Source organism: Allolucifera butyrica, from assembly GCF_900476375.1.
Lineage (GTDB): Bacteria > Bacillota > Negativicutes > Sporomusales > UPPP01 > Lucifera > Lucifera butyrica.
In genome coordinates, this window is the sequence record NZ_UPPP01000064.1 from 56629 (window position 1) to 80565 (window position 23937).

At 48.0% G+C, this 23937-nt stretch carries 29 protein-coding genes; 22 read left to right on the plus strand and 7 right to left on the minus strand.

All coding sequences use genetic code 11. The annotated features are described in order from the left end of the window. The first annotated feature begins 105 nt into the window (after positions 1-105). The 3 genes from LUCIF_RS08450 (at position 106) to LUCIF_RS08460 (ending at position 2657) form a co-directional block, all read left to right on the plus strand. Complete coding sequence (locus LUCIF_RS08450) at positions 106-645, plus strand: hypothetical protein (RefSeq protein WP_122627440.1); 540 nt, start codon at positions 106-108, stop codon at positions 643-645. A 401-nt stretch (positions 646-1046) separates the two neighbouring features. Further along, positions 1047-1271 (plus strand): hypothetical protein, encoded by a 225-nt coding sequence (locus LUCIF_RS08455; protein ID WP_122627441.1) that lies wholly within the window; start codon positions 1047-1049, stop codon positions 1269-1271. 204 nt (positions 1272-1475) lie between these two features. Beyond that, the gene (locus LUCIF_RS08460; RefSeq protein ID WP_122627479.1) at positions 1476-2657 is read left to right on the plus strand and encodes a twin-arginine translocation signal domain-containing protein; all 1182 of its coding nucleotides are present in this window, start codon (positions 1476-1478) and stop codon (positions 2655-2657) included. Here the strand turns inward: LUCIF_RS08460 and LUCIF_RS08465 are convergent. After that, positions 2643-3161: an ImmA/IrrE family metallo-endopeptidase gene (locus tag LUCIF_RS08465; RefSeq protein ID WP_122627442.1), complete on the minus strand. Its 519-nt coding sequence runs from the start codon at positions 3159-3161 to the stop codon at positions 2643-2645. The genes LUCIF_RS08460 and LUCIF_RS08465 overlap by 15 nt on opposite strands. A gap of 229 nt (positions 3162-3390) precedes the next feature. Continuing rightward, positions 3391-3774, minus strand: coding sequence for a helix-turn-helix domain-containing protein (locus tag LUCIF_RS08470; protein WP_122627443.1), 384 nt, complete (start codon positions 3772-3774; stop codon positions 3391-3393). Between the two features lie 270 nt (positions 3775-4044). On the opposite strand from LUCIF_RS08470, the gene LUCIF_RS08475 reads away from it, so the two are divergent. Both LUCIF_RS08475 and LUCIF_RS08480 read left to right on the plus strand, forming a co-directional pair. Next, entirely contained in the window at positions 4045-4548 is a 504-nt protein-coding gene (locus tag LUCIF_RS08475) for a sigma-70 family RNA polymerase sigma factor (RefSeq protein WP_165865936.1), read from the plus strand. Positions 4549-4628: 80 nt separating this feature from the next. Next, on the plus strand, positions 4629-4847 hold the full coding sequence (locus LUCIF_RS08480; protein WP_122627445.1) for a hypothetical protein: 219 nt from the start codon (positions 4629-4631) through the stop codon (positions 4845-4847). 33 nt (positions 4848-4880) lie between these two features. Here the strand turns inward: LUCIF_RS08480 and LUCIF_RS26475 are convergent, their stop codons facing one another. The 3 genes from LUCIF_RS26475 to LUCIF_RS26020 all read right to left on the minus strand — a co-directional run bounded on the left by LUCIF_RS26475 (position 4881) and on the right by LUCIF_RS26020 (position 6539). Beyond that, the gene (locus LUCIF_RS26475) at positions 4881-5519 is read right to left on the minus strand and encodes a four-helix bundle copper-binding protein (RefSeq protein WP_207857262.1); all 639 of its coding nucleotides are present in this window, start codon (positions 5517-5519) and stop codon (positions 4881-4883) included. Positions 5520-5799: 280 nt separating this feature from the next. Continuing rightward, on the minus strand, positions 5800-6330 hold the full coding sequence (locus tag LUCIF_RS08495; protein ID WP_122627447.1) for a CBO0543 family protein: 531 nt from the start codon (positions 6328-6330) through the stop codon (positions 5800-5802). A 47-nt stretch (positions 6331-6377) separates the two neighbouring features. Beyond that, positions 6378-6539: a hypothetical protein gene (locus tag LUCIF_RS26020; protein WP_165865937.1), complete on the minus strand. Its 162-nt coding sequence runs from the start codon at positions 6537-6539 to the stop codon at positions 6378-6380. Between the two features lie 78 nt (positions 6540-6617). Here LUCIF_RS26020 and LUCIF_RS08500 point away from each other — a divergent pair, with 78 nt between their 5' ends. Further along, complete coding sequence (locus tag LUCIF_RS08500; protein ID WP_207857264.1) at positions 6618-7025, plus strand: hypothetical protein; 408 nt, start codon at positions 6618-6620, stop codon at positions 7023-7025. Between the two features lie 376 nt (positions 7026-7401). Here the strand turns inward: LUCIF_RS08500 and LUCIF_RS08505 are convergent, their stop codons facing one another. Beyond that, positions 7402-8223 (minus strand): tetratricopeptide repeat protein, encoded by an 822-nt coding sequence (locus LUCIF_RS08505; RefSeq protein ID WP_122627448.1) that lies wholly within the window; start codon positions 8221-8223, stop codon positions 7402-7404. A gap of 422 nt (positions 8224-8645) precedes the next feature. Continuing rightward, positions 8646-8972 (minus strand): hypothetical protein, encoded by a 327-nt coding sequence (locus LUCIF_RS08510; protein ID WP_122627449.1) that lies wholly within the window; start codon positions 8970-8972, stop codon positions 8646-8648. A 243-nt stretch (positions 8973-9215) separates the two neighbouring features. Here LUCIF_RS08510 and LUCIF_RS08515 point away from each other — a divergent pair, with 243 nt between their 5' ends. From LUCIF_RS08515 to LUCIF_RS08595, 16 genes are all read left to right on the plus strand, one after another. Further along, a complete protein-coding gene (locus LUCIF_RS08515) occupies positions 9216-9629 on the plus strand; it encodes a DUF3842 family protein (protein ID WP_122627450.1) in 414 nt (137 codons plus the stop codon). 12 nt (positions 9630-9641) lie between these two features. Beyond that, entirely contained in the window at positions 9642-10058 is a 417-nt protein-coding gene (locus LUCIF_RS08520) for an acyl-CoA thioesterase (protein WP_122627451.1), read from the plus strand. Positions 10059-10256: 198 nt separating this feature from the next. Continuing rightward, on the plus strand, positions 10257-10793 hold the full coding sequence (locus LUCIF_RS08525; RefSeq protein ID WP_122627452.1) for a hypothetical protein: 537 nt from the start codon (positions 10257-10259) through the stop codon (positions 10791-10793). Between the two features lie 13 nt (positions 10794-10806). Beyond that, on the plus strand, positions 10807-11490 hold the full coding sequence (locus LUCIF_RS08530) for a coenzyme F420-0:L-glutamate ligase (RefSeq protein WP_122627453.1): 684 nt from the start codon (positions 10807-10809) through the stop codon (positions 11488-11490). A 238-nt stretch (positions 11491-11728) separates the two neighbouring features. Further along, a complete protein-coding gene (locus LUCIF_RS08540; protein WP_122627455.1) occupies positions 11729-12481 on the plus strand; it encodes an acyl-CoA dehydratase activase in 753 nt (250 codons plus the stop codon). Between the two features lie 11 nt (positions 12482-12492). Beyond that, positions 12493-14157, plus strand: a complete 1665-nt coding sequence (locus LUCIF_RS08545) for a hydantoinase/oxoprolinase family protein (protein ID WP_122627456.1) — start codon at positions 12493-12495, stop codon at positions 14155-14157. Next, complete coding sequence (locus LUCIF_RS08550; RefSeq protein WP_122627457.1) at positions 14158-15474, plus strand: histone deacetylase family protein; 1317 nt, start codon at positions 14158-14160, stop codon at positions 15472-15474. It abuts the gene before it with no gap. 13 nt (positions 15475-15487) lie between these two features. Continuing rightward, positions 15488-16237, plus strand: a complete 750-nt coding sequence (gene rph, locus LUCIF_RS08555; protein WP_122627458.1) for a ribonuclease PH — start codon at positions 15488-15490, stop codon at positions 16235-16237. After that, positions 16225-16821 (plus strand): XTP/dITP diphosphatase, encoded by a 597-nt coding sequence (locus tag LUCIF_RS08560; protein ID WP_122627459.1) that lies wholly within the window; start codon positions 16225-16227, stop codon positions 16819-16821. Before rph ends, LUCIF_RS08560 begins: the two co-directional genes overlap by 13 nt. Beyond that, the gene (locus tag LUCIF_RS08565; RefSeq protein ID WP_122627460.1) at positions 16818-17312 is read left to right on the plus strand and encodes a YfcE family phosphodiesterase; all 495 of its coding nucleotides are present in this window, start codon (positions 16818-16820) and stop codon (positions 17310-17312) included. The genes LUCIF_RS08560 and LUCIF_RS08565 overlap by 4 nt, the downstream gene beginning before the upstream one ends. A gap of 149 nt (positions 17313-17461) precedes the next feature. After that, positions 17462-18385, plus strand: a complete 924-nt coding sequence (locus LUCIF_RS08570; protein WP_207857273.1) for a GntR family transcriptional regulator — start codon at positions 17462-17464, stop codon at positions 18383-18385. 27 nt (positions 18386-18412) lie between these two features. Beyond that, entirely contained in the window at positions 18413-18847 is a 435-nt protein-coding gene (gene glmS, locus LUCIF_RS08575; RefSeq protein WP_122627462.1) for a methylaspartate mutase subunit S, read from the plus strand. Next, positions 18840-20237, plus strand: coding sequence for a methylaspartate mutase accessory protein GlmL (glmL, locus tag LUCIF_RS08580; RefSeq protein WP_122627463.1), 1398 nt, complete (start codon positions 18840-18842; stop codon positions 20235-20237). The genes glmS and glmL overlap by 8 nt, the downstream gene beginning before the upstream one ends. After that, positions 20228-21679 (plus strand): methylaspartate mutase subunit E, encoded by a 1452-nt coding sequence (locus LUCIF_RS08585; RefSeq protein WP_122627464.1) that lies wholly within the window; start codon positions 20228-20230, stop codon positions 21677-21679. The genes glmL and LUCIF_RS08585 overlap by 10 nt, the downstream gene beginning before the upstream one ends. A gap of 37 nt (positions 21680-21716) precedes the next feature. Continuing rightward, complete coding sequence (locus tag LUCIF_RS08590; protein ID WP_122627465.1) at positions 21717-22961, plus strand: methylaspartate ammonia-lyase; 1245 nt, start codon at positions 21717-21719, stop codon at positions 22959-22961. Between the two features lie 29 nt (positions 22962-22990). Next, positions 22991-23926, plus strand: coding sequence for a hypothetical protein (locus tag LUCIF_RS08595; protein WP_207857276.1), 936 nt, complete (start codon positions 22991-22993; stop codon positions 23924-23926). Positions 23927-23937 lie beyond the last annotated feature (11 nt).

The following is a 23937-nucleotide window of genomic DNA, read 5'->3' on the forward strand; positions in this document are numbered from 1 at the left end:
AGAAGTTTGAAGTTTTAAGTTTATCGGGGGAAGGAAGCCATGACTAGTGTATAAAAAACATATAACAAGCAAAATATAAGCTATAGACAACATAGGAGGCTTGCTATGAGTAATCAGGTAATTTTATGGTCTATGCTGCTTACCCCTTTTTTGACTCTTTTTTTTATGAAAAAGGAAGACGTAAAACGCTATATGCCTGTTGGTTTGTTCTCTGCAGTTACGAGCGCAATAATAGGCGATGTAGGTGTTACTCTGGGATTTTGGGTTCATAGAGAAACCGCTTATCCTCTTCATAGTTTAATGCCGTTTGATATTGGCTTAAATTTAGTACTGACAATGTGGGTATTTATATTTACTTATAGGCGATTTTGGATGTATATGATTACTAATGCAATCTTAGATATAGGTTTTGATTTCTTCCTCTTTCAGTATTATTTTCCGAGTAGGGATATATTTAATTTGGTTGGTATTTCTCCCTTCCAATCATATCTAATCACATTGGGACACGCATTAGTGATTTACGGGTATCAAATGTGGCAAGAAGGTATTCTTGTGCGATCTGAAAGAACTACTTTCTTAGGGAATCTACAGCCAGCCACCAAACCATTATCTAGGGATCAGGAAAATAAACCAGACGATGAGTGATAGAAAGCGTCCTCGGGGCGCTTTCTTGACGACTTGACCGTTTTCCTATAATTTTCTTATGATTTCTTTATATCACCATTACATTTTCTTAATATTTTTATCACGATTTTATATTAAAATAAGCATATAGTTCGACATAAAACGGGACGCCCTTCCCAACTCTGTTATTATGTCGAGTATACCCTTTACTTCGGTAAAGGGTTTTTTTATCAGTGCTGTGGAATATTTTGCTGGAAGGCTTTTTGTTGTTTGGGGAACAACTTTGATAAAGTATTCATGCATCTTCTAAATCGGTTTTCTGAGTTAACAAAAAATTAACATACATATATTGGGTATTTGCTTGTGATGGATGCGGATTTCCTGTTAATATTGAGTTGAGAATTTCTGGAGGGGATGTGCCTATGGAAATTGAAGATAGTTGGCGAGTTTTATTAAATGAACAGGATGAAAAATTTTCTCGACTTATCTTTACTGGCTGCAAGTGTAGGCGTCTTATTGACATCACAATCCAGTCACAGAACGTTAATACTATAATTAGTGCAGTTTTAACAAGTAACTGGAGTACTGAACAGTTAATGGATTTTTTAAATTTGGAATCAGCAAGGGTATTTAAAACAGCGATCTAAAAACGTAAGGCCAGAATATAAGGATTCTGACTGACCTCAAGGCTATCCTTTTCGGGGCTCCCGCGTGGACAGGGGAGCTTCTTTTTTGTTAAAATGACGGAACCTCTCGGGCATAGTAAAATTCCGCAATTAAGCCAATCATTCCCGATATCATAGGAAGAAAAGGGAAGCATTTTGTTTCCGAATGGAAGGTGAGGAGTGTTTATGGAGATTATGGAAGGGATCAATCGCCGCAATTTTATCAAGGGCTCAGCTGTTGTTGGCGGCATGCTCGCGGCAGGAGGACTCTGGAGAGCCGTAGAAACAGGAATATTCAATGCTGGGCAAGGACCTGCCTACGAAGCATGGGGAAAGAGTTACGGAGGTTTCGAAGGTTTAATAAATGCTGCGATCCTGGCAGCAAATGCTCATAATTCCCAACCGTGGCTTTTTAAGCTAGGCGACTCTTCTATCGATGTTAAGGCAGACACCAACAGGAATCTTGGTCCTGCTGATCCCTATTTGAGAGAGATGTACATTAGCTTAGGCTGCGCTGTTGAAAACATCACAATTGCCGCAAAAGCGATGGGTTATTCTCCGCAAATAACCTATTTCCCCAATGAGCAGGACAACCGGCATATAGCCAAGATGGAATTAGCTGCCGGAATACCTTTTTATTCTGAGCTGCATGCTGCCATTCCCAAGCGCCACATGAACCGTGGACCTTATGATACAAATCACCCCGTTTCACAAGAAGCAATTGAGGCATTAATGAATCTCAACCCGGAAGAGTCAGCGGTTAAATTGTTCGTATTCGATTCCCCAAAGGATAAACTTAGGATCGGTGAAGCGATGGTTGAAGCAACCAAAGCTTTTATTGCCGATAAAGAACAGATTGCTGTTGATTCGAAGTGGACGAGACTTTCCTGGAAAGACATAGAAAAATACAAAGACGGGATAACAATAGACAGTCAAGGTTTGCCGGCGTTTATCCGTGTTATCGCGAAAATGCTGCCGCCCATGTCTCAAGAAAAAAACAACCAATTCTGGCTTGATACACTCAAAAACAAGCAAGTGGGAACGGCCGCTGCTTTTGGATTTATCGCCGTTCGGGATCTTGCGGATTATCAGCAAATCGTTAAGGCAGGACAACTGTGGCAAAGAATTCACTTGTGGGCTACTGTACAAGGGCTTGGAATGCAAATAATAAACCAACTATCGGAGCGTAGAGACAGAGAACTGGCGCTGGGCCTGCCCCACCGTTTTGGAGACACTCTACGGGAGATCTTAAAAGTTCCCCAGTGGCACAGCGTAATTCAGTTCAGAATGGGCTACCCGACCATAGAAGCCCTGCCTAGTCCTAGAAGACCGATTAAAGATGTAATCTCCAATCTAAACGCTTCTTGATTGCAATTCCTTAACCCTATACGTTGCCGCCTCTTCCGATACCCGGTAAATCCGGGCTATTTTTTTTACCGTTAAGCCGGAATCTAAACACTGCAAAATTTGTTCCCGTGGCAGCAACAATTCTGCAGCGAAGATATTGGCTTCATGCTCAACCGGATTGTAGGTTTGTCCATTAGGCGGACCGCAGAAAAAATTTCCCCGGATGTGACGGTGCAGCCACCAGTGCCCCACTTCATGGGCATAAGTGAACAGCCATCTTGACGGACAAAGATTGCAGTTAATGAGGATATAATATTGCCTGTTTTTTGTCCAGAGCATACCATTGAACGAATTATGGAACATATGCTGCTCTACTATGATATTGTATTCATCACAAATTTTGTCCAGCAGACTCATACCGGCTACCCCGAAAGGCTTGTATTTTTCTAAGATGATCTGTGCTTGCTCAACGATTACTTCTTTCGTCATGAAATCAACCCCGTCGGATATTGTTTGTTCTGCCATTGGGAGGCTTAACTTTAGGAATTAAATATCTTCATTCCGAAGAAGCCGATTTACTTCTTCTAGGGGTTTAAGCCTATAAGCTCCATTCATTCCATATTTTATTCCCTTTTTCCGATTTGCCAAAAGCCTATTTATAAAATTAAATCAGTATCCAATTATATGCGCATGGCCAGAATGTATGTTCGATTCAAAGGGGCAAAAAATATTAACGGCCTGGTGAGTCGTTCCGTTAATACTTTTGCTGGCGTTTAAATTGTTCCATTTTAAAACGAAAATAATCGGCTAAATCTTCTAGAATTTCCCGCTTTTCTTTTTCTGATATATTCTTGTCTAAGCGAAAATCTGCGGTGATATCTTTCATAAAATCTAATACTTCCGGGTCGTCAATCGCTTTAACTCCGGTGCCGGGCTGACGTTCGTTAGTACGACCAAAGAGGAAATCAATAGAGACATCAAATAAATCTGCGAGGTAGACAATTGATTTTTGGTCTGGCTGGGTTCTTCCTGTTTCCCATCCACCGATAGTTTGCTGTCTTACCCCGCATAATCTGGCCAGTTCTTCTTGCGTAATTCCTTTGCCGGTTCTTAGCATCTTCAGGCGTTCAGCAAACATTTAACTACCTCCCAATATCATTATACAACATATAATTGTAAAATAAACATTTACAACAAAAAAATGTAAAAAAACTTTACAACATCAAAATGTTGTATTATTATAAAGTTATGAACAGCAAAATGTTGTAAAAAGGGTATCGAGTTGGGAGAACTAGTTCAAGATCATGGCAAGGATTCTTTTTTTAACCTTTCTAACAACAAAATGCTGTTAGAAGATGGCTAAGGACAGCATTTATAAATGTTCTTGGCATTATATTTTGGGGGTTTTATGATGAAAGAACAAATTTCGGCTATTTGCCACCAATTTATGCCGTTGGTTAAAAAATACTCTTGGCAATATCGCCATAAGCTGCAAGATGCGGAATCAGAAACGTGGCTAATTTTAATTCAGGCTGCTCAAACCTATAACCCTAAAAGGGGAGTCCCCATTGCAGGTTATCTGGAAAGCAGGGTCAAATATGGTTTGTTTAATATTTGGCGGCGACAGCGAAAAAGAGAACAACAGGAGTGTTTCAGTGATGATTCTTTTTTCAATAACTTGACGGCGCGGGAAAATCTGCAAGAGCAGGTAGAAGAAAAAGAAGAACTCAGCAAGATAAAGGAAGCAATCAATCAATTGCCGCCCAAACAGCGATACGTAATAGCTCAAACCGTCATGAATCAATATAAGATGGCTAAAGTGGCCCAGGATTTAGGCGTGACAACCGCGGCAGTAAACCAGTTGAAAAAACGGGCTCTGGCCCGTTTAAAGAAGAAGCTTTTCGCCTGCTAGGGCTTGGTTAACTCAGTCTTGCCACACTTTTGTAACAATTAAGCAATATAATCTAAATTAGTTAAAAGGAGGTAATAGAAATGAAAAAGATGCTAATTTTGATACTTGCTATGTTTGTTTTGAGTGTTGCTTCAACAGTAAGTGCTCATGACAATCAGCACCAATGGATAAATCAAAATCATATTATTGCAGTGGATGAGCCGTCTCCCAATCCGGATGATCCGCCTCAGCCAAAACCGCACAAAGATCATAAGCCAATTCCTAAAGAACCGCCTCAACCGGAATCACCCCAACTATGAATGGGTAAAAATTAGTAGAGATTAGGTAGTATTTCATTCATAACTATGAATTACTTTAGGTGGATCTGCGGGATCACCAAACGCTTCAAATTTTTCGTAGGCAAAATTCCGGCATTCTTTTGCGCAATGTAAACAGATACGGGCGCAATGTTGTGATTCTTCATCACAGTGTTGCAAACATTCTTTGCCGCATGCTTCACAAATACAAGCGCATAAGCCGGCGATATCTTTGGCGAAGGTACTGCAGCGTGCAATATATTTGCTGGTCCAGCCACAGAGATCAGCACAGTCACGTAAAAATTGCAACTGTTTTTCTCTGGTAGTAATATCCGGTGTTCTTGTGAAGTAGGTTGCCATGTTTTCACAGTTAACTTCACAAAATTGAATTGTTTCTACCAGGCATTCATACCAGTTAGTATGCACCAAAATCCCTCCTGCGAGAATGATTTTATTTTGTATAATATTTATAAATGATGTCGAAACAAGGAAAATTGAGCACTTGCGGATTGATTGCAAGTGCTTTTTTCTAACGCTGTGGGCTACAAGTATGTGGATTGCACTTTCTGGGATAACAGAGCTGAGGATTACAGAGCCTGGGATTGCATTGGTGCGGATAGCAGGGACGTGGATAGCAAGCATAGGGGTTACAGACCACTCTTTCCTCCGCATCATCGTCCCATTCCATAAATTCCGGATCTTCCCAAGGATGGTCAAAAAACATCCCGATTCACCTCCTCTTACAATATACTATGTGAACCTCGCCGGCATAGTTACAAAACACATTGCGATTGGAAACAGAGACCGGCGGCAAAGGCGGCTGGGATAACAAAAAAGAGAAGCACTCGCAGATTGACCGCAAGTACTTTCTTAAATAATGCTTCACATATTTTTTACCGGAGTCCTGGAGCTTGTTTATACGAAAGACCACGCTCGGGATATTCGCCGGAGCATATTATTTCAGTTCCGCTGAACCAAAGTTGAAAAGGGTGAGAATGAAAATTGTCAGCAGGACGGTAACGAACCAAGCCCAAAACGGCTTTAAATAATGAAGCCGTAAAACGGAAAAGATAGCACAATCGAATAAAGACGAGGAGAACCATGACCAACCGTTGTCATAGGAAATGCCGTGGACTATATGAGAATCGATAAATTCCAGCATACTAAAAAGGAAAACCCATAGTAACATGTAGCCGTATGGATGCTGTTTTTGGGTTGGAAAGTTAGAAAGGTAAATAAACGTGGCTGCGGGTAACATAATAAAACTGTTAATCATTTCTACGGTTGTTTGCGTTTTTACTAAAGCATCCGGGTTATAGACCCAAAGATTGTGGTGATAACTTAAAAAGCTTGCGCCTAAATTAGCGGTAATTACAAACAGTACTGTCGGATAATATCTTGCCCGGTTTTTCCAATCGCCGAATTTCCAAGCAGCCAATAAAAAAATGAGAATCAGGAAGACCCTGAAAAATAAAATAAGCCACATTAAAATTCCACCCTAAATGATCTATCTGCGCTATAGGTATCTTTTATTTAGTGGGGGCCGGTCTTCGAATCAATTTCTTTTAATTGTACGTCATTCTCATAAGTCAGCGGAACGGTACTGGCAACATTAAAGTAGGCATCCGCATAAGTTGAGCCCGTAACGAAATTGCCGGTATCCTGACCGTCTAGATATACGCGGTAAACTGGCATAGGGAACACTCCTTTGCTGACGTTTTTTTTAGTTTGAGTTACAGGCAATTTTTTATGCGGGTTAAGGGTAGAGAATATATGGCTGGGGAAATACTAAGCAAAAAATGGTTAAGGAGGGGAGTCATCCTGGACAGAACGGTTGTATTGGACTTTGACGGGGTTATTCATAGTTATAGCAGTGGATTTAAAGGGGTGGACGTGATTCCGGACCCACCTGTTCCCGGTATTAAGGAAGCGATTGAAAAAATCCGCAAACAATACCGGGTGGTTGTTGTGTCAACCCGGTGCTTCGAAGAGCGAGGGCTGGCGGCAATTAAAGAATGGCTCGACCGGCAGGAAATTATTGTTGATGATGTGGTGTCTCATAAACCACCGGCCATTGTTTATATTGATGACCGGGCGATTACTTTTGACGGCGACGCCGGTGCGCTGCCGGATAAGATAAAAAGGTTTAAGCCGTGGTATAAGAAATCCGGCAATAAATAAAACAGCGCAACAGAAACTATTCTGCTGCGCCGGTTTTAAAAATGCTGAGTGGGTACTGACGGTGGATTTACAGTATGCTCTTGCTTGTTTTGCTTTTTGACCGCCGTGTTTTTTTCTACGCCGGTTGTTCCGGTCTTATAGGGGGGTTCTTTCATTTGGCAGTACCTCTTTTATCTTCAGTATTATGCTTTACCCGTAAATTTCCCTGGGCCGTTGCCGGCTGTTTACCGGGAACTTTCGAAGTTGTGCCATAAGCATGTTTAATCAAAGCGTTCACCTCACTCTTCAGAAGACAATGCTTGGTAAACATTATTTTGTCCAAAATGAAAAAATAAATTCCTGGCCGAAGGAGATTGCATACAAGTTTTCCGTTTAGTTATTTGGAAGAAGTTAATTTTTTAGCATTACTAAGATTGGTGGCCGCATACTGATTTTGGGGATTCGCTTGCAGCGACGCCTGAAAATATTTCTGGGCGGCCGCAAAGTCCCGGTGATTGTAATAGATTACGCCCAGCGTATTTAAACAGTCCGATTTGGATTCATTGTTGGTTGCTGAGCTGACTGCCTTGGTAGCGGCAGCTACGGCGTCGTCAAAACGGTTTAAGTCATTGTAGGCTATACTCAATTGCCGCAGGGTTTCGGGAATTTCCTTATATTCCAGCGATTTCTTAAAAGCGGCGACAGCATCGGCGGCGCTTTTAGTTTTACCTTTTCCCGTCCGGTAGGCATAACCCAGATAATTGTATTCTCGGGCAATTTCGGTTTTTACATCTTCCAATGCTTTACTGTGTACTTTCCAGGCTCCCTGATCATTCACCACATACAGCGGACCGGAAGCTTCGATTTCCTTATTGTTATCAATCGGATCACTGATTGTGGAATTTACCTGGAATTCCACTACCTCCGGATAGAGTATCCCGCCAAGCTGCCGGTTTTTTTGTTCCCCTGTCCTGGTTATTTTTTCTGCCTTTATTTTTCCCAGCTCCGCCTGTAATTTATTTCTTAATGCGAAATCCTGCGGGGATACCTTGTTTTTAATAGCAGCAGTTAATAACGCGTAGGCTGCTTCATTCTGTCCGGAATCAACGGCGGCAACATAGCGCTGTACAATGTCGTCCGGTTTTCCCGGCGGTTGACTGCATCCTGCCAGGGAAAGCAGCATAACCGGCAAAACGATCCACAGTAACCATTTCTTCATTAAAAAGACTCCCTTGCAATGATTTTTAGCACAACAAAAAGCGGACAGAATTACCACCAGTCCGCTTTAAAAAGCAGATTTATGAGCCGTCAAGTCAGTCGGCAACCAATAAGACGGACAAAATAATTACAAATTCAACTAAAATAAACCAGTCTAAAATGTTGCCGGCGTTTTTACCCAGTTCCCGTATTAGAGTCATTGGCTATACCTCCTGGAACGGAATTAAATGACCGTGCGTCACAGTGACGAGTAAACAAGTTGAAATCAAGAGAACAACGGGGTGGATTTGCATGTTATTCTAGAGGCATTGCCATTACTTCTTAAATACAGGTATTCGCAAGCCGGGAAGAATATCCTGCATCAATTTGGTATTTTAATAAAAACTTAAAAAAATAATCTGCCGAAGCAGATTATGGGGCTGGCTACATAGATTCACTATGGGCCATAATGTCGTCATACTGACGCAGAAAAGAGCGGACCTCATAAATCTCGCGGGGGTTAAGCTGGCAATCCTGTTCGATCACTTTGCCGAAAGTATAGTGTAGTCCCTGTATATAAGCACTATCCAATCCGGGAGTATTGCGGAGCAGATTCAGATCAACATGGTTGCCGAAAGCATCCAGCATGGATTTCATTGTATCAACATGGCTGTTTTCGACGAGAGTTCCCTTATCTAGAGCAGACAATACATTTTCCAGCGTAGATCTCAAATCGGTGATGCACAAACGGGTTTCCTCATTATAGAGCATCCCTGACAACTCCTCTCCATATAGTGGACATACATTATTTGGAATTTCAATAGGATTATAATCCATTCGAGAATGATTATCAAGTAGATAGTGTATTCTAAAGATTTACAATGATGTGCCAAATCGGACGGGTTTTTGCAATGGTGATTTTGACAAATTTATGAAATAAAAGTAAAATGGAGAAGTATTTAAAGGCAGTGGACATGGGGCCGTTGGGCCTTGTGCTGCGTAAGAGGTGACTGTATGCAAATTGTTGTTATCGATGGTATGGGTGGCGGGTTAGGGGTCCAACTGGTGACTCTTTTGGTAGAGAAGCTGGGTGCGCAGGCTGAAATTGTTGCTTTGGGCACAAACTCTCTGGCTACCAATCGAATGGTTAAAGCCGGGGCTCAACGGGGCGCTACCGGTGAAAATGCGGTAAGAGTATCGATAAAAAAGGCGGATGTAGTGGTAGGACCCGTCGGCATTGTGATTCCCAACGCCTTAATGGGCGAAATTACCCCGCAAATTGCCGAGTCCGTTGCTTCCTGCGAGGCGAGAAAATACTTGATTCCCGTGAGCCAAAGTCATTTTGAGATTGTTGGTTTGGAAAACCGCTCATTGGCATTGCTTCTCAAGGAAGCGGTTGATAAGATTGCATTGTTGCTAAAGGGATAAGAGGGTTGATGTATGATTACGGTAAAAGATAAAGTACGGTTTGTTGAGACGGATATGATGGGAGTAGTTCATCATTCCAATTATTTTCGCTGGTTTGAAATGGGACGGGTTGAATATTTAAAAAAAGCGGAAATTTATTTACTGGAATTAATGGCGCAAGACATATTGTTTCCAATTACGGAAGTTAGTTGCCAATATAAAGCGTCGGCCCGTTTTGACGACTGGATTTTAATTCAGACGACATTAACTGAATTGACTAAGGTTAAAATGATTTTTACGTATCAGATAGTCAGGGAAACGGATGGTTTATTATTGGCCACGGGGAAAACTCAAAATGTTTTTACTGACCGGGAAGGCAAAATTATCCGGTTGCCGTCGGTCTATTATGACCGGCTGCATGCTTTATACGACCGGGAAGAGAAACGGTAAGCCATTGCCAAATAGTACCGGATTTTATGTATAGTAAAAAAGCCAATTAGGTAGAATACATTTTAAGCTATTCTGATAGTACGTGAATTTAGCCGGCGGGAAGGATTTCCTCCGCCGGCATAGAAGGAAATAGTTCAGCGTTGAAAAAGACTATTGTCGGGCATCCTATATGCCCCCTGTAGAGATGGAGGCATCACTGTGAATTTTTTGGTAGTTTTGTTCTTGTTGGTTATATTTTTGATGGTCGCTGTTTGGCTTTATATTGCCCGCCAGGGAGATGCGGAGTTTGCTTATTTAGTAAAGGAACGCACGGATTTCTTATTGTCTGAGGCGACCGACAGCACCGCCACATTCACTTGTCAGGTACCCTTTCTTAATAAAGGGACACAAGACGGAACCATTATGGACGCATATACGCGCCATTTGCTGCCGCAGGAACAGTATGACGCGGCGGAGGTATCGTCGCGGTTAATGCTGGAAAGGGCGCCGCGCAATGACGGATATTGGGAGGCGCTGATTGTACCGAAAACCACCGGCGGCATCGTTATTGTTACGGTCAAATTTACTTCGAAACAAGGTGATATCCGGCGGGATCTGAGAGACCTGGTGGATATGCCGATTGACCTGGTTTATCAGGTTGTCGCACGCAGTGAATGGTATATTGCCAAGACGCGTATGCTCATGACGGCGGAAGAAATACAACGGGCCATGCAGCTGGCTCCCGCCGGGGAATAGGAGACGATTACATATGGCTGAAATAGAACTGAAACCGGTTCGTACCCGGATTTTAACGGCAAACGACGATATTGTGGAAACAATCGCTCACTATGCGGGGCAAGATATCGGTCCGGACGATGTAGTGTCTGTGGCGGAAAGTGTTGTGGCAATTACGCAGGGACGCATTACCCGGCCGGAGGAAATGGAACCATCTTTTCTGGCTAAAGTGCTATGCCGCTTTGTGCCGCAAAAGGGAAGCTTGTCAAGCTGTTACGGTATGCAGGCGGCGATGGATGCGGAAGGAAAATGGCGCGTCTTGTTTGCCATGATTATGGGGTTTCTGGCTAAACTGATCGGCCGGAACGGTGTGTTTTATGAATTGGCCGGCGAGCAGGCCGCTTTAATCGATGATGTGACCGGGACCATGCCGCCCTATGATAAGCATCTGGTATACGGGCCGCAGAATCCTGCGGGAGTGGCGGAGGCCATAAAAAAACGGCTGGGCTGCTTCGGTGCAGCCGTGGCGGATGTCAACGATTTAAAGCGGGCGGCCGTTTTAGGGGCCAGTGAGGGGTTAGATCCCCAAACGCTGGCGCGTATATTGATTGATAATCCCTTTGGCAATGCCAGCCAAAAAACACCGATCGTTATTATTAAAAACTATGCGCAAGTGGAAGCGGATGCGCAGGGAGTAATCAGGGAACGGGCCAAATAAGGAAGCGCAGAGGAGGGTCGGCATAAGGCCGTCCTCCTTGTCTTATGATCTCAAAGTACTTTCTTCCAGTTCAAAACCCCGGCAGTATACTGGTCTTTACGGTGCTTTTGGACGGATTGCCGATATTGCCGCTGAAATCGAAAAATGCAATGTCGATGGCATATTCATTAATCCCGGGAGAGTAGACGCACAGACGAAGATGCGTATCGACAGTTTAGAGGGTTGCAGGTGAAGTGGATTGATTTGCGGTGTAGACTTGGGAAGCCGTAGTGTCAAACTGGTGTTGATGCAGGATGGGAGCATTGAAAAAAAACAGTTGGTGGAGACAATACGTTTTTATCGCGAGTACGGCAAAATGACCCCGCAGGGTTTGGTTGTCGATTTTGCGGCTATGGGGTTGCCGACGGTAGAGCGGTTAATTGCAACCGGATATGGCCGCAACACGGTCGATATTATTGGCGCTACGGTCATTGCCGAATTGAAAGCCCATACCCTTGGTGCGGTATGGCAGACCGGATTGACTGATTTTACCCTGCTTGACTTAGGCGGACAGGACAGCAAAGTGATTAAAGTCCGCAAGGGTAAAATGACCGATTTCCAAACCAATGATAAATGTGCCGCCAGTACCGGGCGCTATCTGGAAAATATGGCCCATGTACTGGACATTACCCTGGAGGAACTGAGCCGTTACAGCGACAACCCGGTAGAACTAAATACGACCTGTGCCATTTTCGGTGAGTCCGAATTAATCGGCCGCATTGTAGAGGGGCATAATGTCCCGGAACTGGCAGCCGGTGTGAACTATACCATTTTTAAACGGATAAAACCGATGCTGATTTCGCTGCTTAGTGAAAATATAGTATTTACCGGCGGCGTTGCTTTTGGGCAAGCTCTACGCACCATACTGGAAAAAGAGCTGAATGTGCGGGTGGTTGTGCCGGACCATCCCCAGTTAAACGGTGCTATTGGCTGCGCCGTATGTGCCGGTTAGGAGGAATGGATATGTTGCTGGGGATTGACGTGGGAGGCACTTTTACCGACGCGGTGGTTGTCGGCAACGGACAAGTGACGGCCTGGGCAAAAACACCTACGACCCAGGGCAACTTGATTGAGGGGATCCTCAAAGCGATGGATGAAGTTCTTGTGAACGTCGACCGGCCGACAATTGAGAGGGTATCCCTATCAACCACCATAGTAACGAATGCTTTAGTCGAGGGAAAAGCCGACCGGGTTGGATTATTGCTGATGCCCGGCCCGGGCATGGACTTAACCGGGTTGTTTCCGGTAAATCCCTGTTTTATATCCGGTTATGTTGACCACCGGGGACGGGAAATCGCCGCTCCCCGGGAAGCGGAAATTGACGAAGTACGGCAGCAGTTAGCCGGCGCACAGGGGGTTGCGATTGCCGGCAAGTTTTCCGTGCGCAACCCGGAGCCGGAGAAACAAGTGGCGGCGTGGGTTCGGTCACGGCTGGGCATAGAGAGAATTACTTTGAGTTCGGCTGTTTCCGGCAGCCTGAATTTTGTGCGCCGGGCTAACTCGGCGTATTATAATTCGGCCGTAGGGAGTCATTTTGGACGCTTTGCGGCGGCGATCGAGGAGGCTGTCAGGCAGCGGGGAATTGAAGCTCCCGTATTTATTCTGAAAGCCGATGGCGGCACGATGCCCCTTAGTGCGGCCAGATCCCAGCCGGTGGAGGCGGTGTTCACCGGGCCGGCGGCCAGTGTGCTTGGTATTATGGCGTTGCAAAGGCCGGCAGGGGATGTGGTTTCGCTGGATATCGGCGGGACGACTACCGATCTGGCATTATGGCGCAATGGGATACCGCTGTTTGCGCAGCGGGGCGCCCGGATAGAGGGATATCCGACGGCAGTACGTTCTTTCCGTTTAAAGTCGGTAGGCATTGGCGGCGATAGTTATGCGCACTGGGAGAACGGCCGGTTAAAAATCGGTCCGGTCCGGCGGGGGCCGGCCATGGCGGCGGGCGGCCCGGAACCGGCGCTGTCGGATGCGTTAATTGTGGCCGGGTTAAGCCGGTTTGGCGATCCCGGACTGGCGGAGCAAGCGATGCGGCGGCTTGGTGAGGCCGGCGGTTTTTCACCGCAGGAGACGGCGGTCAGGGTAATTGAAACGGCAGCCTGCTTCCTGCAGGCTGAAATTGACGATATGGTGGCGGAACACGCCGCTGAGCCGGTATATAAAGTGGAAGACATTGTTCACGAAGCCGCATTTTGTCCCCTAAATCTGATTGGTGTCGGTGGCGCCGCTGCCGGGTTGGTCCCGTGTGTGGCCGAGAAAATGAAATTGGGCTGCATCCTGCCGGCAGGCGCTATGGTCGCCAATGCCATTGGTGCCGCCGTGGCCAGGCCGACGGTAGAAGTGACCCTTCGTGCCGACTCGGACCGGGGCATCTATTCGATTGCCGAATGCGGCGTAGTCGACCGTCTGCCTGATAAACGGATGAATATGACCCAGGTACGGCAGTTGGGCCTGCGTCATCTAACCGACCGGGCGGCGCGGGAAGGGATCGTTTTTGCCGATGCGGAAGCGGTCTACGAAGAGGAATTTAACCTGGTGCGCGGTTTTAATACGGTTGGCAAGAGTTTCACCTGCCGGCTGCAGGTGAAACCGGGAGTACTCCTCGAATTGCGACAGGGGGTGGAATGATTGGGCAGAGATTCTCTCGGACTGGTGTTCTTTCCGGCCTTTGACTGGGCAATTACGCCCAGTCATCCGGAACGGGAGGAACGTCTCTTGTATACGCGGGACCAAATCCTGGAGGAAGGTCTGCTTGACCGGCCCGGAATCCGGGAATATAAGCCGCGGCTAGCCACAATCCGGGATGCGGAGCGGGTGCATGTCGGGGTGCCGGATATTGCTTCTCTAATCAAGGATGCGCATCTGGTTTCTGCCGGCGGCGCAATTACCGCCGCGGAAGCGGTTCGAAACGGCGAGGTGAAACGGGCTTTTGCCCTGGTGCGACCGCCGGGCCACCATGCCATGCGGGTGGTCCACGGTACGCGCGGTTTTTGTACGATAAACATTGAGGCTGTAATGATCGAATATTTACGCCGCCATTATGGTATTCGCAAAGTTGCCATTGTGGATACGGACGTTCATCACGGGGACGGGACGCAGGATATTTTTTACCATGACCCGGACACGCTGTTTATCTCCTTTCATCAGGACGGACGCACTCTGTATCCGGGCAGCGGCTTTACCGACGAAATGGGCAGTCCCAACGCGCTTGGCACTACCGTAAACTTACCTTTGCCGCCGGGAACGGGGGACGAGGGAGTTCATTATTTGCTTGATAATTTGGTTTTGCCGCTTTTGGAGGACTTTGCACCGGAACTGATTATTAATTCCGCCGGCCAGGATAATCATTACAGCGATCCGCTGGCAGGCATGGCGGTAACGGCCCAGGGATATGCCAGACTGGCCGACAAATTACAGGCCGATGTGGCCGTGCTCGAGGGCGGGTATTCCATCGAAGCCGCCTTGCCTTACGTCAATCTCGGGATTATTCTGGCAATGGCCGGAATGAAATATGACAGGGTCGTGGAACCGGATATTGAACGCTGTCCGCCCCAGCCGGAGCGGAATATGGTTTATATCAGGCAGCTTGCCGACTATTGGCGGCAAGTTTGGCAGGCGCGGGATGTTCTGCGCCGGGAGGCAATGGCGAAAGCAGGCTCCTTCTGGCATCGCCGGCGGGATATTTATTATGATGACAGTGGAATTAACGAACGGCAGACCGAAACAGTGCATCTGTGCCCGCGCTGTAATGGCTATGTGACCATTGCTACCGAGGCTGCCGGAAGTTCGTTCCGGCATAAGTCGGCTTTTGCTGCGATCATCGGCAGGGATAGTTGTCCCCAATGCCGGCAAGCGCGGGATAAGGTATTGGCAGCTAAAAAACAAGGGCAGTATCAACACTATTTTGTCCAGGATAAAGAGCAGGATATTTTGGAAGAAATCTGAGGGGGAAGCTAGAATGAGAATCGATGGCCGGCAAAACAATGAACTAAGACCGATTCAAATTACACGGCATTATTTGAAATATGCAGAAGGTTCCGTATTGATCGAGGTAGGAAACACGAAGGTGTTGTGTGCCGCCACGATTGAGGAAAAAGTGCCGCCTTTCTTAAAAGGCATGGGTGAAGGCTGGGTTACCGCCGAATACTCCCTCTTGCCCCGGTCGACCCAAACCCGGAATGTGCGGGAGGCCGCCAAGGGAAAACAGACCGGCCGCACCCATGAAATTCAACGGCTCATTGGCCGGGCCTTGCGCGGTGTTGTAGACTTGAAAGCGCTGGGGGAGCGGACGATATGGATTGACTGCGATGTGATTCAGGCTGACGGCGGGACCCGCACCGCTTCGGTTACCGGTGCATTTATTGCCCTTGTGGACGCAGTGAATTCTATCTATACGGACGAGAGCAAGCCGTTTCCGGTCCGGGATTTTTTGGCGGCGATCAGTGTCGGGCTTGTGGACGAGGAAGCACGGCTGGATTTGTGTTACGAAGAGGACTCCCGGGCTATTGTGGACATGAATGTAGTTATGACCGGCAACGGGCAAATGGTGGAAGTCCAGGGAACGGGGGAAAAAAGACCGTTTACTAAGGAGCAGTTGGCGCAAATGCTATCCATCGGGGAACAGGGAGTTGCCGCGATCATCGAATACCAAAAGGACGTGTTGGGGCCGTTGGCGTGGAAGGTGGGGAGAGAAGGATGCAGGAATTAGTGGTGGCGAGCCAAAATAAAGGCAAGGTGGCTGAAATACAGGCTGTTTTTGCCCATCTGCCGTTTACCGTGCTGAGTCTCGCCGCTTGTGGCATTATAAAAGAACCGGCTGAAACCGGAATGACCTTCATGGAAAACGCTGTTTTAAAGGCCCACTACTATGCGGCGAAAACCGGTAAGGCTTGTCTGGCCGATGATTCGGGGCTGGAAGTGGATATTCTTGGCGGCGAACCGGGAGTTTATTCGGCGCGGTTCGCCGGGGAAGATGCGGATGATGCAAAAAATAACCAAAAATTGTTGGCCAGATTAGAGGGGGTGCCCCGGGAAAAACGCAGCGGACGGTTTCGCTGCGCTTTGGCATTTGTTGACCCGGACGGCACTCTGATAACCGCCGAAGGGGCCTGTGAAGGAATCATTTTGCCGGAGCCGCGGGGAAAAAATGGCTTCGGCTATGATCCGCTGTTTTTCCTGCCGGCCTTCCAGGCAAGCATGGCGGAATTGACGATGGAAGAGAAAAATGCTGTCAGCCACCGGGGACAAGCCTTGAAAAACATGGCTGTCAAGTTGGCAGGATACAGGCAATGAAAATCGGCGTAATCAGCGATACTCATGGGAGCAAAGCTGCCGTCAAACTGGCCGTGGCGGCTGCCGGCCCGGTTGCTATGTGGCTCCATGCGGGCGATTATTATTGGGACAGTTATTATCTGGCCGAAATAACTGCTTTGCCGGTTCACATGGTGGCGGGGAATTGTGACGGTTCCGGCGACCGGGCCCAAGTCGATGCGTTTATTGAAGCGGGAAATAAAAAGATATGGCTGACCCATGGTCACCGGTACGGGGTGAAACATGGTGTTCAGGACCTTTTGTACTGGGGGAAGCAGTTTGAGGCGGATGTTGTTATCTATGGACATACTCACATGCCGCAGATCGCCTGGCAGAACGGACTTTTGATCTTTAATCCCGGCAGTGCCGCTGAACCCCGGGGCGGCAGTTTTCCTACCTGTGGCCTGCTGGAACTTTTACCTGACGGCAAAATCAGGCCGGAATTATTGGACTTAATCGATCCTCATCGCTAATTGAGCGGTGGGGGTTTTTATTTTTAGTTGCTTTTTTGCTAAAAATGTCTGATAATATTAATAGATAGTAAAATTGGATTAATGGATTAATCCAATTTGGAGGTGGGATTACGATTCTGCAGCAAGTTGGAATTCCGATTTATGTACAAGTGAAAAATTACATCCTGGATAAAATAAAGTCGGGTGGACTTTTGGCGGGCGATAAAATTCCCACAGAACGGGACTTGGCTGCAAAATTGGGTATTAGCCGGAATACGGTTAGCGCCGCTTATAAAGAATTATTGCTGGAAGGAATTTTAGAAGCCCGGCAGGGACGCGGGACCTTTGTCAGACGGCAGCGGGAAGATGATGCTGCACTGGAACAAGTGGCCGGCAGCCGGCGGGACAGGTTGCTGCGGGTGATCGATGATGCCATGGCCAAAGCAGTGGAGCTGGGATTTACAACGGAACAATTTGTCGCCATTGCCAGCATCCGGGCCCAGGAAAAGGCGCGGGCAGTTAAAGCACTGCGGGTCTCGGTAGTCGACTGTACGGCGGAAAACGTACGGCATTTTATCCGTCAGCTCAACCAGGTTGCCAATGTACACTTTGAAGCGGTTGTTCTAAGTGATTTATTGGAACAGCGGGTACCCGTCGAACTTTTGCGGTCCTCCGATCTGGTGGTGACTACGGCGGAACATCAGACGGCCCTCGTCAAGCTGATGGGACCGTCCAACAAGTTGTTTGTTGCCGCCGTAACGCCGAATTTGGACGCCGTCGTAAAACTGGCCCGTCTGCTGCCGGGAGCGACGGTCGGCGTGGTAGCTGAAACCAAAGAGTTTACGGACGCGCTAAAAAGGCTTTTTACCCGGATTGCCGCGAGTGAGATTTTCTGTGAAATGTTGTTGTCGGCCGACCGGGAGGAATTGCGCCGCTTTACTTTACGCCACAATGTACTGGTAGTGGCGAAAGAAATGGAACATGCCGTCCGGCAGGCGGCGGCCGCCGATCAGGTGATTATTCCTTTTTATTATGAAATTGACCAGGGGTCTTTGCATCAAGTAATGGCAAAAATGCTGGAAATGATATCATGACGGCAGATTTCGCAAAGGAGAATGAAAATGGAAGAAAACAAAGTCAAAGTCGTTTTAGGGGTAATTGGAGCGGATTGTCATGCTGTGGGGAATCGAATCTTAGAATATGCGATTGCTGAAGCCGGATTGGAAGTGGTTAACTTAGGTGTTTTAGTACCGCAGACGGAGTTTGTCAATGCCGCGATTGAAACAGATGCCAAAGCCATTCTGGTGGCCTCCTTGTATGGTCACGGGGAAATTGACTGCCGGGGCTTGCGCGCTTTGTGCGAAGAGGCGGGCATTGCCGATATTTTACTTTATGTAGGCGGAAATCTGGTGGTCGGCAAAACCGATTTTACCGCTGTGGAGCAAAAGTTTACTGCCATGGGTTATGACCGGGTTTATGCCCCGGGTACGCTGCCCGATCAGGTCATTGCCGACCTCAAGGGGGATTTAAAGCAAAGGGGTCTTTTATGTGAGTAATGTCTTGCTCATCGATTTCGGCAGTACATACACGAAAATTACGGCGGTCGATTTAAATACGGAGACCGTTCTCGGTACGGCGCACGGCATTACCACCGTGGATACGGATATTACAGAGGGTTTGAACCAGGCGCTGAGCAGTTTGTTTGCGCAAACCGGACGGCTGGAATTTGCCAGGACGCTGGCCTGTTCCAGCGCTGCCGGCGGTCTTAAAATGGTAGCGGTCGGTTTAGTGCCGGAAATGACGGCAGAAGCGGCAAAACGGGCGGCTTTGGGAGCCGGAGCCAAAGTTCTGGGTGTATTTTGTCATGAACTGAGCGAGTATGAAGTGGCGGAAATTGAAAAGCTGACACCGGATATTATCCTGCTGGCTGGGGGAACCGACGGCGGGAATAAGACTGTGATTCTTCACAATGCTGCCATGCTGGTGCAATTAAAGCGGGATGTGCCCGTGGTGGTTGCCGGCAATAAATCGGTAACGCCGCAGGTGGTATCCATACTGGCGGGCAGCAAAACGGAAGTGGTTCATACCGAAAATGTAATGCCCCGCCTGAATGAACTGAATATTGAGCCGGCGCGTCAGAAGATCCGGGATTTATTTCTAAGAAAGATAGTGGATGCCAAAGGGTTAAACAAAGCCAGCCAGATTGTCGACCGCATGGTGATGCCAACCCCGGCGGCGGTGCTTCGGGCGGCCGAACTGTTAAGCTGCGGCACCAAACAGGAAGCCGGCCTGGGTGATCTCATGGTGCTCGACATCGGCGGCGCCACGACGGATGTTTATTCCATTGCCAAGGGAGATCCCACCAAAGGCGGCGTTATGCTGAAAGGCCTGCCGGAGCCGTTGGCCAAACGGACCGTAGAGGGGGATCTGGGCATGCGCTACAGTGCGTCCGCCCTGTTGAAAGCGTCGGGTCCGGCAATGATTGCCGGCCGCAGCGGGGTACTGGAGCAAGCGGTGACGGACTATGTTGCCAAAATTGAAAAGGACATAGAATATTTACCGGCCAATCAGGCGGAGGAAAAACTGGAAGTCGGGATGGGCTGGACTTGTACCCGTCTGGCCGTTGACCGCCACGCCGGGACATTGGAAACACATTATACGCCCTTCGGGTCCGCCTTTGTTCAGACCGGCAAGGATTTAACGGCGGTCGAAACGGTAGTCGGTACCGGCGGGGTCATTATAAATAATCCCCGGGCGGAAGAAATTCTGAATGGCGTCCTGTTTGATCCGGCAGAGCCCGCTGTTTTAAAACCGCAGGCGCCCGCTTTCCTTATTGATGAGAAATACATTATGGCGGCTATGGGATTATTGGCCGAAGAGCATCCCGATATCGCCTTACGCATGATGAAAAAATACATTGTACGGAGGTCAAAAGAATGGAATTGAGAAATAAACGCTGGTCGGAGCAGGAGTTTTACGCCATGCGGGAAGAAGTGCTGCAGCAGTGGCCGACAGGGCGGGAAGTCGACTTCGGCGAAGCGGTAAAATATCATGAGAGTATACCGGCGAAAAGGCACTTTGCCAAACGTCTGGTCAAGGCGAAAAAGAATGGTGAAACTCTCACTCAGCCAAGGGCCGGGGTGGCCTTAATCCAGGAACATATCAACCTGCTCAATTTTCTGTCCCAGGAAGGGGAAGCGGATCTTCTGCCGACGACCATCGACAGTTATACGCGGCAAAATCAGTATAAAGAAGCTCAAAACGGCATTGACGAGAGCCGGCGGGCCGGCCGTTCCCTGCTCAACGGTTTTCCGGCAGTTAACCATGGTGTGGAGGGCGTCCGCAAAGTAGTGGAAAGTGTAAATGCGCCGCTGCAAGTGCGGCATGGCACACCCGATGCCAGACTGCTGACGGAGATCACCCTGGCCGGTGGTTTTACCGCCTACGAAGGCGGCGGGATTTCCTATAACATTCCCTATGCCAAAAATGTATCGCTGGAAAAAACCATTTTGGACTGGCAGTATTGTGACCGTTTAGTAGGCCTTTATGCAGAGCACGGCGTGGAAATCAACCGCGAACCGTTTGGACCGCTTACGGGGACGCTGGTTCCGCCCAGCGTTTCTCATGCGGTGGCGATTATTGAAGGCATGCTGGCCGCCGAGCAGGGCGTCAAAAATATTACCCTTGGTTACGGCCAGTGCGGCAATTTGATTCAGGACGTTGCCGCTATTAAAGCATTGGAGCAGCTGGCTGACGAATATTTCCGGGAAAATGGCTATCCTGATTGTGTATTAACGACAGTTTTTCATCAGTGGATGGGCGGGTTTCCCCAGGATGAGGCCAAAGCGTTCGCGGTGATTTCCTGGGGCGCAGCGGCGGCGGCTCTGGCCAAGGCAACCAAAGTCATCGTCAAAACACCGCATGAAGCCTTGGGCATACCTACCAAAGAAGCCAATGCACAAGGACTGAAGACGACGAAACAATTGATTAATATGCTGCGGGATCAAATGTTTCCCATTACCAAAGATGTCGAGGATGAAATTGCCATTATTAAAGCGGAAACCCGCTGCCTGTTGAATAAAGTTTTTGAACTGGGCCAGGGTGATTGCGCGATTGGCGCCGTCAGGGCTTTCCAGGCAGGAGTTCTGGATGTGCCGTTTGCTCCCAGTAAATATAACTTGAATAAAATCCTGCCGGCCCGCGATAATCAAGGCGCCGTTCGCCTGTTTGATACGGGAAATCTGCCCTTTACGCCGGACATCATCGATTTCCATCAGCAAAAAATGGCTGAACGGGGTAAAGCGGAAGGACGGAATCCCAGTTTTCAAATGGTGATTGACGACATTTACGCCATTTCCCATGGCCGCCTGGTAGGCAGACCAAGATAAAAGGCCGAAAAGCAAATTATACGAGGAGGATAAAGCGATGAAAATAACGGATGTAGTTTGCGCCAGAGCATTTACGGGATTTTATTTTGACGATCAGCGTGCCATTAAAGCCAATGCGGCGCATGACGGATTTACCTATACCGGCACGCCGGTTACAGAAGGATTCAAGGCGGTGCGGCAGGCGGGCGAGGCCGTTTCGGTGATGCTGGTGTTGGAAGACGGGCAAATTGCTTACGGTGATTGCGCCGCCGTCCAATATAGCGGCGCCGGCGGCCGGGATCCTTTGTTTTTAGCCGGGGATTTTATTCCGGTGATTGAAAATCGGATTAAACCGCGTCTGGTGGGACGGGAACTGAATTCTTTCAAAATGCTGGCCGAAGAAATCGACGCCATGACCGAACCGGCTTCCGGTAAAAAAATTCACACGGCCTTGCGTTACGGCGTAACCCAGGCAATTCTGGACGCAGTGGCCAAGGCCAAGAAAAAATTAATGTGCGAAGTGATTGCGGAGGAATATAATACGACCGTAAGCGGCAAAGAGATCCCAATCTTTACGCAATCCGGCGATGACCGTTACAATAATGCCGATAAGATGATTATTAAACGGGCCCAGGTATTGCCGCACGGATTGATTAATAATGTAAAGGAAAAACTTGGTCTGAACGGCGAATTATTACTGCAATACGTAGAATGGCTGCGCAACCGGGTTCTTGAACTCAGAACCGACGACGCTTACAATCCGGTGCTGCATCTTGATGTGTACGGCACGATCGGCATTGCTTTCGATTATAATGTGGAACGGATGGTTGAGTATTTCCGTAAACTGGAAAAGGCAGCAGCGCCGCTTAAACTCAGGATTGAAGGGCCCATGGACATGGAAGAGCGGGAGCGTCAGATTGAGGCGCTGGCCGCCCTGACAGCCAGGCTGCATGAAGAAAAAATCGGCGTGGAAGTGGTAGCCGACGAATGGTGTAATACCTATGAAGACATACGGCTGTTTGCCGATAGAAATGCCGGCGACATGCTTCAGATCAAGACTCCCGATTTGGGCGGCATCAACAACATTATTGAATCGGTATTGTATTGCCGCCAAAAAGGGATCGGCGCTTATCAGGGCGGCACTTGCAATGAGACCGACCGCTCGGCTCAGGTTTGTGTCCATATTGCCATGGCGACGCAGCCGGTGCAAATGCTGGCGAAACCCGGTATGGGAGTCGACGAGGGGTACATGATTGTATACAATGAAATGCAGCGTATCCTGGCGGTGCGCCAAAAACGTTAATCAGGCTGTAATGGGAAAGGGTGTAGACTATGAAATCCGTCCAACTCAATGACCAGCTCATGTATGCCAGTTATTTCGCTCCCCGCGGACGCAACCGGATGTATATGCTGGGACAAAATCTCAGTGTCCGTTATTTATCGCCCCTTGACCGCTTGATCGGCATCATTGGTGATGCCGGCGCCGGTAAATCCTCTCTGGTTAAGGGCATGTTTCCCGGTTTAGAGCTGACCAATGATGATGACGGTGTTAATATTCGCCCTTTGCCGCTATTGAAAAATATCGATAAGGGATTTTTTAGCAGTCATACCTATCATGTAGATATTCGCTTTGAGATGGCCTTTACGCAGCTTCATACGCTGGCTGAAGCCATTCAGCAGGCTCTGGCCCATGGGAAACGGGTCATCGTTGAACATTTTGATCTGGTGTATCCCTTGCTGGGGGCGAATGCCGATGTCCTGATCGGGGTCGGCGGCGAAGTGATTCTCGTGCGTCCTACTGTGTTCGGGCCGGTTCCGGATGAAATCATCAACGTAGTTACAAAAACGCTGCGGTACCGGAAAATGGCTCATACGGCCGAGGATATTACCGCCCGGATCCTGTTGAACGATTATGGCGCCATTTTGCCGTTCAATCACCGCGACGTACATCACGGGTTTGTACTGGAGTATCCCATTTTTCCCGATGCCGACTTAAAGGAAGTAGAAGCAAAAGTGAAAGCGATGATTGACGAAGGGGTCAGCATTTGCTACAGTGACGAGGGCCATATCCGGATCGGCGAGGAATACTGGGCATGCTCCGGACCGCGGACGCATGTGAAAAATACCGATGAAATCGAAAATTTTCATTTGCTGCCGGAATATAAATACGACCCGAAAACGAAAACGTATCTGATTATCGGTCTGGTGGGACCGGCTTCCAATAATCTGGACGGTTTTGCCGGCTTGAGTTATGCGGCAATGGTATAAGGAGAGATGAC